Origin of the sequence: uncultured Campylobacter sp. (genome assembly GCF_938017615.1) — a bacterium.
Lineage (GTDB): Bacteria > Campylobacterota > Campylobacteria > Campylobacterales > Campylobacteraceae > Campylobacter_B.
The window spans coordinates 1-12,818 of sequence record NZ_CALIJA010000103.1; the positions used below are offsets into that span (position 1 = coordinate 1).

Below are 12,818 nucleotides of genomic sequence, written 5' to 3' on the forward strand. Positions count from 1 at the left end.
AACCATAAATCAGATCTTAAACAAAATATTAGCTATTTAGAATTTGATAACTGTGGCACTACGAAAACCAATATAGACAAAAGTGTTGAGAGTATGATAAAAGAATTGGCAAATATGCCCTGATAAAATGTCAAGGAGTGCGCAAGATATAGTGAGTGCAAAGCAAAGGTATAAATTTCACAGGACAGCGAGATATTTGCTCGCTTTGCCGATGGTCTTCTTGCTTGATTGGTTGGTGGCGGCTTTGATTTTGGCGGTTTTGCCTTTTGATGGCGCGCTAAGGATTGCTGTTTTTGTAGCAATATTTGCGATTTTGGATTGCACGCCGCTTTGGTATTTGTTCAAAAGGTATAAAAACTTTAAGCTAAGTAAGCTATTTATAAAAAATCCAAATCTCAGTTTGCTGCTTTTTGCGGTAGAAAATTTATCGCTCGGCGCTTTTTACGGCGGGTTTTTGGCGTGCTTGGCGGCGGGGTATTTTTGGGGCGAGCGTGCCGCCGGCTGGAGCGTGGCATTTGCATTTGCACCCGTTTGTCTGATCGTTTTCGTGATCTCGTATGTGTTTAACGAAAAGAAAAGTTAAACTTATGCGCCTTTCGCGCCCGCCAAATTTTATCTCTCGCGCGATACGGACTTAGGTGCGGATTTAGCCCTCGCAAGCTGGGCGCTATTTAAAATTTAGCTTATCCCGCTTGCTTTAAAATTTCGTAGTCGAAAAAGCTCCGCCGCGCTCGCTAAATTTTATCTTGCCGCAACTCGAAACCTACTTGCCGCCATACACACTGCGCTTTAGCACTCGCACGATACGCGCCTATTGCCGCTGCGGCGTTTGCAAAATTTTAAAACGGCGCGGAACTCGCCTCGCAAACGACGATTACGCCGCAGGCTTATCTATTTATTTATGCGGGTAGCGGAAGCCTTCGGCGGGCTAAAGACGAGACCCTTATCTTAGCCGCAAAGCAAGTCCAAGCTTCGGTAGAGAAAAATACGAGCGGCGAATGCAGAAGCAAAAACCAAGCGGGTGCGTTTGCCCCAAATCTAGCCCTTTAGCTTCATCATTTTTTCTAAAATTTCATAGACTAGATCAAACTTCGTAAAGCCGTCCCTGTCTAAAAAATGCCCGCCCTTCTCCACTTCGTAAAACTTAGCATCGATCTGCCCCGCTAACTCGCGGCTGAAGCTAAACGGCACGATATAATCGTCCTTCGCAGAAATTACAGCGCGCTGTTTTGCGGCGGCTTTTATGCGCTCAAAATCAAAGCCTTTATCCATAAACTCATCTAAAATTTTAAATTGCGGATCGCTAAGCGGCTTTGCAAGCCCCGAAACTAGCACGATGCCCTCTACTGCGCCGCCCATGGCACTGCTTTGTAAGAAATTTAAGATCGTAGGGCATCCGAGGCTGTGTCCGACCAGATAGACTTCGCCTTCAAATTTTACGCTTTCTCGCAATGTCTTCAGCCACTCATCAAGCCTTGGGTGCGCAGGCGTAGGCATCGCTAAAATTTCCGCCCTCGCGCCCGATTTTTCGATCTCGCCTTTAAGCCAAGCAAACCAGTGCTTCTTAGGCGAAGCATCGTAGCCGTGCACGATATAGACGCACTTTTGCATATTTTTCTCCTTCGAATTTAAGCTCGCCCCAAACGAGGCGGTACCGACGCAAAGTAGCGAAGCTGCGCACGCCAAGCTAAATTTCATCGCATTTCGTCTTTTGCTATTCATCTATAGCTCCTCTCATTTCTAAAGCGGACATTTTACATCGTTTTTTAAAAAAGACCTCTTAAAACGTTCGCGTAGATCTATAAAAATCTGCTGCAAAGCCGCTTGTGCGCAAAATTTTAAAATTTCAATCCGCGCCCTAGCCCTTGCAAATCGTGATTTTATCGGCAAATTTACCCAAAAAGTGATACCCCGAGCCCGCCTGTGCGATGATATCGAGTACCGCGTCCGCATCCCGCACGAGCGTGCCGCCCGCAAAGTCCACGCCGCGCTCAAACAGCGCCTGCGGCAGTAGCGGCGTGGTAGGCCCCACGAGCACGAGCTTGGCGCCGCTTTTTTTCAGGCGCAAAAGCCCATCGAGCGTGTCGTTGATGAGCGTCGTAGCCGTGATTATCACGTTATCGGCGCGCGGCACGACGCTTGCGGCCTCGCTTGCGGGCAAATAAAACGGCAGCTCCGCCTGCTTGAGCGTGCTTTTATCAAGCTCTAAAATTTTAAAATCCGCGCCATTTTTCATCAGCGTCTTGATGTAGGGCACCAGCGCGCCCACGACGACGCTAAAGCTGCCGCGCTCGATCCGCAGCTGCTCAAAGGGATCGGCGCCGAATTTCACGTCGTAATCCGCGCGGATTTTATCAAAACACGCCCTTCCAAGCGCATTTAGCGCAGCGAGCGCGAGCGTCTTTTTAAGCGGCGCGGCGGAGCCCAGATCACGCAGTAGATAGCGCACGCTCTTGCCCGCAATATTGCCCGAATCGGGCATCACGCTTGCTTGCGAGGGGCAGCAAACGGCGCCCGATAGGGACTTTAGCGGCGTATAGCTAAGCCCGCACGCGCCTCCGCTCAGCTTCACGCCGCTAAAAAACAGCCCCACGACCGCGCGCTCGATCTTAAGATCCAGCGCCTGGGCGCCTAAAATTTCTTTCGCGCACTCTAGCGTCTGATCTAAAATTTCGCTCATTTTCGCTCCTTTGATCTGGAATTTAGTGCCATTATAGCTTAAAATTTCGGCGCCCGTATTGATATAAATTTATTGATCGCACGACGGGCAACGTCCAAGCAGACGCGAGCCAAATTTAACGAAATAGGCGGGAGTGAGCAAAATTTTAATAAAAGCAGCAAGCACGGGTAAAATTTACGCGGCGAGCCGTATCTACAACAAGTCGCGCCCGCTGCGGAGTTAAATTTTACTTCCTACCTGCCGCACGGCTAAATTTTATTTCATATCCGCCGAAGGGTTAAATTTTATTTCCGATCCATCGCAGGACTAAATTTAATTTCCCGATCCGCCGCAAAGCTAAATTTTATTTTCCGATAGCAGGATGTTTATGAGCGGATTTAGCAGCGTCTCGCCGCGAGCGGCGCACAGCACGATCTCGTCGTAGTAGTAATCGCTCCTACCGTAGTTGTGAAACTCATACGCGCCAAAGCCGTAGCCCATCGGCGTGATCTCGACGCGCGAGTACCAGGCGTCCTTGGCGATGATGTATTTTTCGGTGTCTTGCGAATAAACCCACACCACGATCTCATCTTTGTTTTTTTGCCGCATCAGCCACATAAAGACGTTTGCGATGTCGTTGAAAAAATATGTATCGCCGTTTGGCATAACGGCCTGAGCGGTGTTGTACAGATCGTTTATCACCGTGCCGCTCTCGTGACATAGGTATTTGCCGAATTCGATCTGCAGCGGCTGCTTATCCTTATTGCCGTGGCGCACGGAAATTTTGGATTCGGCTATATCCATAAACGATATCAGTAGCCCCATCACGCAGGCGAGCAAAACCGCGGCAAAAATTTTCTTAATCATAGCAGCGCACCCCGCACGAAGTAGTATTTGACGACGTAGGCGCTGCAGATGAGCGCGTTTAGAATAAGCCAGAACGAGGAGTATTTAAGCAGGTGGGTGTAGGCGCGCTTGGTGATAAGCTCCGTTAAAAACGGCACGATGCCGAAAAATATACCCAAAAACAGCGAGCCCCAAATCGCATAGCCGACGAAGTAATAATCCTTCAAAAGCATGCAATACGGGCATTTATGGTTGGGCTGCTCGTAAACGTAAAGCCCGAAAAAATAGGTAATCGCGTAGTATGCGACGAACAAAAAGAGTAAATTTAAAGCAAAGCTCGCCATCGACTGCTTTAAGAAATTTAAGATCAAAATGGCGCCTAATATCGCGTAGAAAAAGGTTGCCAAAAGCGCCTGCGTGTAGCCGAACGGAAGCTTCGGCGCGCGAAATACGACCGAGCAGCAAAACACCGGCACGCGCAACGGGATATTGATAAAAAATAGAATTTCTAAAATAAACTCCGCTAAAACACCCGTAAAAAGGATGGTAAAGATCAGGTATTTGCGCTTTAGATAGGGAAATTTGCCCGCTTTAAGATCGAGGCTGTTTAAAATAAGCCAGAGCCCAAAGCCGAAGATCAGTAAAATTTTTAAAAGCAGCAGGATATTGCCGTAGCGGTTCGAGCCCACGACGCCCGCGGAGCACATCGCGCCCGGCACGACCGAAGAGAGCTCATTTAAGCAGAGCGCAAAAAATATAAACAAAATGATCTTGCACGCTATCGTGAAGAACAAAATGGTGTTGATGAGATAGTTTCTTTTCTCCAGGGCGTATTGTAAATTTGACGTGGCGTTAAAGTCCCAGTAGCGCATGATCCGCACGATGTGAAACTGCGAGATCGCCATCAGCGCTATTACGATCAGCTCCACGGCCAAAAACGCGATCACGCTGCCCGATAAAAATACGCTCATGCGGAAATTTCTCCGTCTTTTAAAAACACGTATCGATCTACGAAACTTAACTCGTCGAAGAGTATGTCGTGCGTCGCGATCAAAACGGTCTTTTTAAGCTCTTTAAGCTTTGAGAGCATCTCGATAAAACCGAGCGAGTTTTGTTTGTCTAAATTTGCCGTCGGCTCGTCGGCCAAGATGATCTGCGGCCTCATCACGAGCGCCCTTGCAATAGCGCAGCGCTGCTTCTCGCCGCCGCTAAGGCTCGAGACGATCTGATCTTTTTTATGCGCGATATTAGCGATCTGCATCGCTTCGTCTATGCGCGCGCTAAACTCATCCCTGCTCAGCCGCTCAAGACTAAGCGGCGCAAGGACGTTTTTATAGACGCTAAGCGCCTCAAGCAGGTTGAAAGACTGAAAGATAAAACCGATTTTTTTGTGGCGATACGCGGAGCTTTCGATATCGGCGAGCTTGGAGACGTTTGCGCCGTCCACTAAAACCTCGCCGCTGCTCGGCTTAGAAAGCGCGCCTATGATGGATAGAAGCGTGCTTTTGCCGCTGCCGCTGACCCCTTTTAAGATTACGATCTGCCCTTCCTCGACGCTTAGGCTTATGTTTTTTAAGGCGCGAAACTCATTCGCCCTGCCCTCGTTGTAAATTTTAAAAAGCTGCTTGATCTCTATCTTGCTCATTTGACCGCCTCACTCATATCGCCGATAGCGATGCGCCATGAAGGGATGATGACGAACGCCAAAAACGGGATCACGCTAAAGACGAAGATCAAAAAGAGCATATTAAAATTTATCGCGGGCGTGAAGGTGATGAAATTTCGCAGCTCGCCGCCTAAGAATATATCGCGCAGAAGCGGCGCATCCAGGATAAAAACATAAGCATAAGCGCCCGCGACGCCGAGTAGATACGCGCTTAGCGAGACGATGAAATTTTGGATAAATTTCATCGCGATGATGTCCTTTATACAAAAGCCGATGCTGCGCAAGATCGCGATCTCCTTTTTCTTCTCGCCGTATGCGAGCGAAATTTGATTTTTCAGCAAGATGAAAAACGAGATCATCGCCACGGCGTAAAGCACCATAAAAATTCCACCCTTGTAATAATACAGATGCCTTACTTCTGCCACCGCGTCCTCGGCGCTAAGGGCTTCCGTGTTGGGGTATAAATTTACGATCTTAAGCGCCACTTCGCTTACTTCGTTGGGGTTGGGCACGCTTACGTAGAGCTTGGTATATTCGCCCTCCTTCAGGCTTAGCACCTCGCGCGCGGTATCGGGGTTGAGATAGATCACGTCGTTTGAGACGATGCTGCTTTCGTGCGGCGAAATTTTATTGATCTTAATCGCGATTAGGCGCTGTTCGGTTAAGAAGTGAAACTCATCCTCGTAGTACCACTCGCCCATCGCCGCCTTTACCCCCTCGCCTACGATCATTTCGTTTTCATTCAAATTTTCGTCGCCTACGATATGAAACCAAACGCGCTTTTGAGCGAAGTAATACATCCCGTCCACGGCGCCCTGCACTTCGCTGACGCCCGCGATTTTAGAGATGTCGTAGATATAGCCGTCGTGCATCAGATCGCGTTTGCCCGCGCGTAGAGCCTCTACGACGATGTCGGGCCTGAGCTTGATGACCTTTTCAAGATCGTTTTGAATGGAGCCCGAGATAAAAAGCACCGAGCTTAAAATAAAAACGATAAACGCAAAGATCGCGAAGCTAAAAGCGTGATCGGCTCTGTCTTTTCGCAGCAAAGTTACGGAGTAGTCGATGAAATTTTTACTTATCATAGACGAACTCCGCATAGGCCTTGCTCTTAAAGCTGCTTGAGAGCCGCACGTCCTTTATCTCGCGTGCGAGCTTTTGCAGGCACTGCTCGCCCTTTGCGCGATCAAAGCTCACATAATGTACCGCGATGAGCGCGTAAAGGGCGGCAAAAAAGATCATTAAAGCGCAAATGAGCCTCATAGCCCTTCTATTACGCTCTCTTGAATTTCGTCAAATTTAAGCACGCTCTTGCCTCCGTGATCTTTAGCGAAGGTCTTAGCCGCGCTCTCGCTATCAAACGCAATGAGCTCGTCGCCCATCGGTCCTAAGACGTCGGAGCCGAGCACGAAAAAGGCGCTTTTAGCGTCGATCTTGTGTAGCTTGTAGTAGTCGGTTACGAAAATTTTATCAAAGCCCTTGCCCTTTTGGAAGTAGTATTTCATCATATCTTTCACGCCGTCAAAATACAAATTCTCGCCGCCCTGAATCTCTATCATCGCCGCCCAGTTAGGGTTTTTGCCCACTAGCATGCCGCAGACCGGGCATTTAGCGCCTTCCGGCACGACGATCTTTTCAGGCTTTTTCGCTTTTGCGTTTTTATCGCTACTGCCTAAATTTGCCGGCGCGTCCCACAAATATAGCGCCGCAGCTTGCAGGTGTTTGTCGTACTCAGGAGCCTTGCTAGCACCCTTTGCATCGCAAGTCTTTTTGAGATGAGCTTTAAGCTCGGAGATGGCTTTGAAGCTTTTAGCATACGTTTTAGCGCAGTTTGTTTCGTAAAATTCTTTACCGTGCGCGTAAACGCCGCCCTCGCGCTTGGCTTTAATCATCTTATTATCGCCCTCGAAATCCTGCCCCGCAATCTCGTAGGCTTTGGCGAAGCTCATTATCTCGCCGCCGTTTTCGGCTTGAAATTCTTTAGCGTCGGCTTCGGTTGAGAAGGCGTATTTGCTATTACGCGTCATCGTGCCTTTGACCTTGCTGCCCACGACGTAAAAGGCTTTATTTACGTCGATCAAATTTAGATTTTTCGTATCGACGACCTGTGCATCGCTTGGAATTTTTCCCTCCGTAATCTCGTACAAGCAGTGTAGAGAAGCTACTTGCTTGCCTTTCCAAACGTGGTTGGTTTTGTAAAATTTAACCAAATTCATTCCGCAAACGGCGCAGTATTCTTTGCCCTCGCCGCTTCCTACGAGCGTAGCCTTGCTAGGATCCACACTTTGAAACATCGGCATTTGTTTGTCTTTTTGCTCATTCATCGAAGCGCCGCAAACCGCTGCCGCCAGTAAAGCCGAAGCCAAAATAGAACGTAAAATCATACTATCTCCTTAAAAATTTGATGTTTTAAATTTACTTACTAATCGAGTTTAAAAATTCTAAATTCTCGCATCCCATCTTGATGCCGCCGTCACAGCTTTTTTTGAAAAACTCTTTTGCTTTGGCGTTATCGGACTTCACACCCTTGCCCTCGGCGTACATTATGGCTAGGTTATTGCAGCCGTCGAAGTGGCCGAGGCTGCACGCCTTTTCATACTGCTGCTTTGCTTGCTTATAATCCTGGTCCACCCCCTGCCCGAAGGCGTATAGATAGCCCAGATTGTTGCAGCCGATGCCGATGTCGCCACCGCAAGCCTTTTCGTAAAAAATTTTAGCCTTTGCGAAGCTTTGCTGTACGCCTTCGCCCTTCAGATACAGATAGCCCAGGTTGTTGCAGCCCATCATATCGCCGTAGGTGCAGGCTTTTTCATAAAGGCTAGCGGCCTTGGCTACGTCTTTCGCGAGCCCGGCGCCGTTTGCGTATAAAAGCCCGAGCGATGTGCAGCCCTCGTTATCTTTGCAGGCTTTTTCGTAATAAGCCGCGGCTTTGGTGAAATTTTGATCCGCGCCGTTGCCGCTTTCGTAGATATAGCCTAGATTGTTGCACGCAAGCGCAAATTTAGCGCTGCACGCCTTCTCGTAGAGGCTGATCGCTTTTTCGAAATTTTTCTCTACGTTGCCGGTGCCCTCAAAATACAAAACGGCTAGATTATAGCATCCCGAAGCTTTATTTTCCAAACCGCACGCTCGCTCGTAAATTTCTGCGAGTTTTTTATGATCGCCGCTTTGCTGAGCTTGAATGCCCTCGCTTATAAAGCCCGCGTTTGCCGCGGCAACCAAAACCAGCGCTATTAGAATTTTTTTCAAATTTACTCCTTTATATCGTTTTTACGTCCCTGCCTCTAAAAGCAAGAGCGATTATTAAAATTATCGCCGCTATTATACAATAAAACGGCGCGAGTATCTGCGGCGTATCTCCAGCGGCGTAAGAGTGCATGCCGGTGAGGTAGAAATTTACGCCGAAATAGGTCATTATGATCGAGCTATACGCGAGCGTCGAGCTCACGCAATAAACATAGATCGAACCGAGCTTCGGGATAAGCTTTAGATGCAGCACGATTGCATAGACGATGATCGAGACATACGACCAGGTCTCTTTGCTATCCCAGCCCCAGTATCGCCCCCAGCTCTCATTCGCCCATACGCCGCCGAAGAAATTTCCGAGCGTCAGCATCGAAAGCCCCACTATGAGACTGATCTCGTTGATCGCCGTTATATATCTGATCTGCGCATTGAGCCGCTCGCGATTGGCGCCGTTTTTAAGCGCCATCAAAACAAGAGCTAAAAGCCCAAGCAGGCAGCTAAGCCCTAAAAATCCATAGCTAGCCGTAATAACCGAGACGTGGATGCTAAGCCAATAGGATTTTAGCACCGGCACGAGGTTGGTAATCTGCGGATTTACGAAGCTCATATGCGCTACGAGCATTACGATGCTAGCTAGCAGGCAACTCGCGCTTAGCGTAAGTAGGGACTTTCTAAAAAATATGATCCCTGCAAGCGCCGCCGACCAGCCGATGTAGATCATCGACTCATAGCTATCGCTCCACGGCGCGTGAGCCGCGACATACCAGCGCAACGCAAGCGCGAGGGTATGTGCCGCAAAGCTTGTGGCAAAGGCTGTGAATAAAATTTTTTGCGCGAGCACAAAGCGCTTGCCGCAAAGTGCGCCCAAAAGCGCCAATATTAGAGCTACGCCGCCTAGGACCATATAGCAATAAACGAGCTTTTTGAAAACCGAAGCTTTGTTGTAAAACACCTCGGCTTTGACGCGACTAACGCTTGGAAGAATAGCTACCGAGGTGGCTCTTTGGTAGTTTTTCAGCTCCGCAAGTGCGGCATCCGCTTTAGCCCAATCATTATCCGAAATTCCATCCTGCAAGCCGTTTAGATAGTCATTTAGCACGCCTTTGATCTGCGGAGCGATACTATAATCCGCAAAGGCGTCGTTCGGCGAGAGCCACGCGTTTTGCGGGTCGTTCGGCACGGGGATAAATTTAAAAAACACCCCCCTAAAGGTCAGATACGCGATGTTTAGCCGCTCGTCGAATTTAATCAGCTCGTTATCGAGTACGCCGCGGCGCGAGGCGCTTTTTTCATTCGCCTCGTCCAGGGCGTGGGCTAGCTTGTAGTTGCCGTTTTCATCAAAGACCGAATTAAAGCTCGCATATCGCTCCTGCGGGGCTAAGCCCAGCATCTTTTTGATCTCGTCGTTTTTGATCTTGATGATCTTTTGATCGCGCCAAAACGCGGGGTTTAGGCTCATTCCTAGGATCATCTGCTCGGCGCTTAAGCCGTAAAGCCCCTCCGTGCCCGAAATTTTATTTACGATCTCGCTTGCTTCGGTGCTAAGCGGCTTGATTCTACCCATGTAATCTTGCACCAAAAGCTCCGCGAACGCGCCGTTTGCGTGAACGCGCGAGTTGGCTTTAAGGTTTGCTAGATAGTTTTCATCCGCGGCGCGAAGCTCAATGCTGAAAAAAAGCGGCGCGATCAAAAGAAGCGCGGCAGGCGCGTTATTTTTGATAAATTTAGCTAGCTTTTTAAACCTGCTGCCGGCGGTAAAAAGATTTCCGATAAATCCGACGCAAAGCAAGAAATAGCCGAAATAGGTAGGGATTTTACCCGGATCGCGGTTAAGCTCCAGCACCGTGCCCAGCTCGTCCGTGTCGTAGGAGGATTGAAAGAGCTTAAAGCCGCCAAAGCTTAGCGGATGGTTCATATAAATTTCATACTCCCCCGCGCTCTTTCCCTCTTTTAAAATTTCAACGTCGCTAGCATAGGATGATGGACTTTGCGAGCCAGGGTAGCGCTCGAGCTTAAATTTCAAAAGCTTTACCGCAAACGGAAGCTCTATGAGTTTCGAGCCCCAGCTTAGCATTATCTCCTCGCCGTCAAAGTTTAAAATTTTAGGTTCCCCGAGCCAGCCAGCGCCGCCGCGCAGCTGCGCTTCTTGCTCGCTTCCGCCCTCAAAGCCCACCTTTACCGCAAGCGTGCCCTGCTCGCCTTTGGGCGCGGGTTTGTAGGAGCTAAATTTGACGGTGAAGTTTTTTGAGTTTATGGTTTGCGTGAAGCTAAAATCGTTATCGCCGATCTGGCTTAAATTTAGCGGGTGCTCAAACAGCGCGTCTTGCGTACGGATTTGCAAGTATGGCTTGACGCTCACCATCTCGTTTTCGCTCTCGCCCGCTCTTACGTGCAGCACGCCCTCGGTGCCGAAATAGCGCGTCAGCGCCGCGCCGATAAAGATAACGATAAATGCCGTGTGAAGGACGAAGGAGCCGAAGCGGCGCCACATTTTAGATTTTATGATTATGCCGAGCAGGCTCAGCGTCGCAGCACCCATGACGCACTCATACCAGCGCGCCTCATAGACTAAAATTTTAGCAGTTTGCGTATCGTAAATGCTCTCTAAAAAGGTTGCGACGCCGGCACCTGCGGCTAGAATAAAAAGGAGGCAGAGCGCGAACTTGTAAGAGATGAAAAATTTTAATATTTTTAGCGCGCTCATTAACCCTCCGCAGTTTTACATTATTATATCGTAAGTTTGTCCCGCGTATAGTATAAACATTCTAAGAAGTAATACTCCGACCACGCTAGCAAGCGCGCTAACGTAGAACGCAAACGCGGTGTGAGCGATCTTTTTGCCCAGTGCGAAATTTAAAACTAGCGGTACGCAAAAGCCTACGCCTACGACGCCTAGCCAAAACATCTTCGCATAAAATCCCTCGCTAAATGCGACGCTCGCGGCTTTTTGTACGTCGCTGCCCGTTATTAGTGAGACGAAAATCATGCCGATTAGTAAAATTTCCATCGCTAAAACCGGCCACTCGACCGCGTGTAAAATTTTAAGATCGCCGCCGTGCGGGTCGGCTTTAAAGAAAAGCGCGGCTATTAGGCTAGATCCCGCGATACCAGCCGATAAGCCAGACGCCACGAAAAGCGCAGGTAAAACAGCGGTATTAAGGATAGGAAATCTAACCAAAACCGAGATCAAAAAGCCCGTATAGGCGCAGATCGCGACCGCAAAAACAAGCGTAAGCGCAAGAAGTAGCGGGCGAAGCGCGTTTAAAATTTTTATTACGAGCGTGAAAAGCCCTTTTAAAAAAGTAAGTCTGCGCGATAAAAATCCGCTAAGATCAGCTTCAAACGCATAAAGGCAGGCTAAGAAGCTAAGCGGGATATAGACGCAAAGCGCCGCTACGCCCACGGACATAACCGAGGTGAAGTTATAATTAATCAAAATTTTCCAGAAAAGTAGCGGCCTCTCAAGGTCGGCTACCAGGCAGACCATACCGAGTAAAATCGTAACTAAAGATAGCAGCGACGCGGCCTTAAACAGCGGCGTGCTTTCGGTCTGTTTTTTGTAAAATTTGACGAGGATCGCGACTACTAAAGCGCCGCCGCTCATACCCGCCAGCAAAAGATAGACCGCTATCGGCCAGCCCCACTCTACGCCGTGCGAGAAGGTCGCAGTGAAATTTATGGCTCCGTTCATATCACACCCCCAGTTTTACCGCAGGAATATAGCGCAGGCTCGGCTTCGTGCCGCACTCAGGATGCATTCGCAGGCTGTCTTTTACGCGAAGTAGCTTGCTGATGTGCGAGTCTTCGTCGTTTAGATCGCCAAACACGATCGCCTCGTATCTGCACGCCTCGATGCAGGCCGGCTCGTGACCGTCTTTTAAATTCGTATCCAAGCAGAAGTTACAGCTCTCTGCGGCTCTTATTTCGTGATTTATAAAGCGCACGTCGTAAGGACAGGCGACGATGCAGTATTTACAGGCGATGCAATCATCGGTGTTCATCGTCGTGATGCCGGTTTTTTCGTCCTTGTGACAGGCTTTCGTCGGGCAGACGTTCACGCACGGCGCGTCCTCGCACTGCTGACAAGATACTCTAACATAGCGCTTTTCTTTCAAATTTAGCGGATCGGTTTTGTCCTGGATAAAAAGCCTCATTTGACCTTTCGGAACCAAATTTACCTTTTTACAGGCGATCTCGCAATCGGTACAGCCCACGCATTTGTTCTGATCGAATATCATGCCGTAGTGCGGCTTTTTCGGCTCTTGCTTTTTAGCACTTGCGTTTACATCTTGCGCATTTTTATCTGTGCCGTTTTGTGCGAGCAAGCTTGAGGCGATTGCGCCGAGCCCCAAAGAGCCGAGTGCGGCGGATTTTATAAAATTTCTTCTTTGCTTTTGCATA

13 protein-coding genes are annotated in these 12,818 nt (G+C 48.9%); 1 reads left to right on the top strand and 12 read right to left on the bottom strand.

Annotated elements, in window-relative coordinates; translation table 11 throughout:
- The first annotated feature begins 151 nt into the window (after positions 1 to 151).
- Positions 152 to 583 (top strand): hypothetical protein, encoded by a 432-nt coding sequence (locus Q0620_RS05175; protein WP_298783526.1) that lies wholly within the window; start codon positions 152 to 154, stop codon positions 581 to 583.
- A gap of 455 nt (positions 584 to 1,038) precedes the next feature.
- Here Q0620_RS05175 and Q0620_RS05180 read toward each other — a convergent pair whose 3' ends face one another.
- From Q0620_RS05180 to Q0620_RS05235, 12 genes are all read right to left on the bottom strand, one after another.
- The gene (locus tag Q0620_RS05180; RefSeq protein ID WP_298060733.1) at positions 1,039 to 1,722 is read right to left on the bottom strand and encodes an alpha/beta hydrolase; all 684 of its coding nucleotides are present in this window, start codon (positions 1,720 to 1,722) and stop codon (positions 1,039 to 1,041) included.
- Between the two features lie 136 nt (positions 1,723 to 1,858).
- Positions 1,859 to 2,680 (bottom strand): DUF364 domain-containing protein, encoded by an 822-nt coding sequence (locus tag Q0620_RS05185; protein ID WP_298783529.1) that lies wholly within the window; start codon positions 2,678 to 2,680, stop codon positions 1,859 to 1,861.
- Positions 2,681 to 3,016: 336 nt separating this feature from the next.
- Positions 3,017 to 3,526, bottom strand: a complete 510-nt coding sequence (locus Q0620_RS05190; RefSeq protein WP_298783531.1) for a hypothetical protein — start codon at positions 3,524 to 3,526, stop codon at positions 3,017 to 3,019.
- Positions 3,523 to 4,476 carry a hypothetical protein gene (locus tag Q0620_RS05195; protein WP_297914381.1) on the bottom strand — a complete coding sequence of 318 codons (954 nt, stop codon included), beginning with the start codon at positions 4,474 to 4,476 and terminating at the stop codon, positions 3,523 to 3,525. Before Q0620_RS05195 ends, Q0620_RS05190 begins: the two co-directional genes overlap by 4 nt.
- Positions 4,473 to 5,150, bottom strand: coding sequence for an ABC transporter ATP-binding protein (locus Q0620_RS05200; protein WP_298783533.1), 678 nt, complete (start codon positions 5,148 to 5,150; stop codon positions 4,473 to 4,475). The genes Q0620_RS05195 and Q0620_RS05200 overlap by 4 nt, the downstream gene beginning before the upstream one ends.
- Entirely contained in the window at positions 5,147 to 6,256 is a 1,110-nt protein-coding gene (locus Q0620_RS05205) for an FtsX-like permease family protein (RefSeq protein ID WP_298783535.1), read from the bottom strand. The genes Q0620_RS05200 and Q0620_RS05205 overlap by 4 nt, the downstream gene beginning before the upstream one ends.
- Complete coding sequence (locus Q0620_RS05210) at positions 6,246 to 6,413, bottom strand: hypothetical protein (protein ID WP_297881588.1); 168 nt, start codon at positions 6,411 to 6,413, stop codon at positions 6,246 to 6,248. Before Q0620_RS05210 ends, Q0620_RS05205 begins: the two co-directional genes overlap by 11 nt.
- A gap of 17 nt (positions 6,414 to 6,430) precedes the next feature.
- Complete coding sequence (locus Q0620_RS05215) at positions 6,431 to 7,555, bottom strand: nitrous oxide reductase accessory protein NosL (protein WP_298783537.1); 1,125 nt, start codon at positions 7,553 to 7,555, stop codon at positions 6,431 to 6,433.
- Positions 7,556 to 7,586: 31 nt separating this feature from the next.
- Entirely contained in the window at positions 7,587 to 8,420 is an 834-nt protein-coding gene (locus Q0620_RS05220) for a tetratricopeptide repeat protein (RefSeq protein WP_298783539.1), read from the bottom strand.
- Positions 8,421 to 8,430: 10 nt separating this feature from the next.
- The gene (gene ccsA / locus Q0620_RS05225; protein WP_298783541.1) at positions 8,431 to 11,121 is read right to left on the bottom strand and encodes a cytochrome c biogenesis protein CcsA; all 2,691 of its coding nucleotides are present in this window, start codon (positions 11,119 to 11,121) and stop codon (positions 8,431 to 8,433) included.
- A gap of 15 nt (positions 11,122 to 11,136) precedes the next feature.
- Positions 11,137 to 12,108, bottom strand: coding sequence for an NrfD/PsrC family molybdoenzyme membrane anchor subunit (nrfD, locus tag Q0620_RS05230; protein ID WP_298783543.1), 972 nt, complete (start codon positions 12,106 to 12,108; stop codon positions 11,137 to 11,139).
- Between the two features lies 1 nt (position 12,109).
- On the bottom strand, positions 12,110 to 12,817 hold the full coding sequence (locus Q0620_RS05235) for a 4Fe-4S dicluster domain-containing protein (protein WP_298783545.1): 708 nt from the start codon (positions 12,815 to 12,817) through the stop codon (positions 12,110 to 12,112).
- Between the last annotated feature and the right edge of the window lies 1 nt (position 12,818).

Bases quoted from the DNA above. Each gene is read 5' to 3' on its own strand.
- Q0620_RS05180 (WP_298060733.1), bottom strand. From the start codon at position 1,722: ATGAATAGCAAAAGACGAAATGCGATGAAATTTAGCTTGGCGTGCGCA.
- Q0620_RS05200 (WP_298783533.1), bottom strand. From the start codon at position 5,150: ATGAGCAAGATAGAGATCAAGCAGCTTTTTAAAATTTACAACGAGGGC.
- Q0620_RS05235 (WP_298783545.1), bottom strand. From the start codon at position 12,817: ATGCAAAAGCAAAGAAGAAATTTTATAAAATCCGCCGCACTCGGCTCT.
- Q0620_RS05195 (WP_297914381.1), bottom strand. From the start codon at position 4,476: ATGAGCGTATTTTTATCGGGCAGCGTGATCGCGTTTTTGGCCGTGGAG.
- Q0620_RS05210 (WP_297881588.1), bottom strand. From the start codon at position 6,413: ATGATCTTTTTTGCCGCCCTTTACGCGCTCATCGCGGTACATTATGTG.
- Q0620_RS05215 (WP_298783537.1), bottom strand. From the start codon at position 7,555: ATGATTTTACGTTCTATTTTGGCTTCGGCTTTACTGGCGGCAGCGGTT.
- ccsA (WP_298783541.1), bottom strand. From the start codon at position 11,121: ATGAGCGCGCTAAAAATATTAAAATTTTTCATCTCTTACAAGTTCGCG.
- Q0620_RS05190 (WP_298783531.1), bottom strand. From the start codon at position 3,526: ATGATTAAGAAAATTTTTGCCGCGGTTTTGCTCGCCTGCGTGATGGGG.
- Q0620_RS05185 (WP_298783529.1), bottom strand. From the start codon at position 2,680: ATGAGCGAAATTTTAGATCAGACGCTAGAGTGCGCGAAAGAAATTTTA.
- nrfD (WP_298783543.1), bottom strand. From the start codon at position 12,108: ATGAACGGAGCCATAAATTTCACTGCGACCTTCTCGCACGGCGTAGAG.
- Q0620_RS05205 (WP_298783535.1), bottom strand. From the start codon at position 6,256: ATGATAAGTAAAAATTTCATCGACTACTCCGTAACTTTGCTGCGAAAA.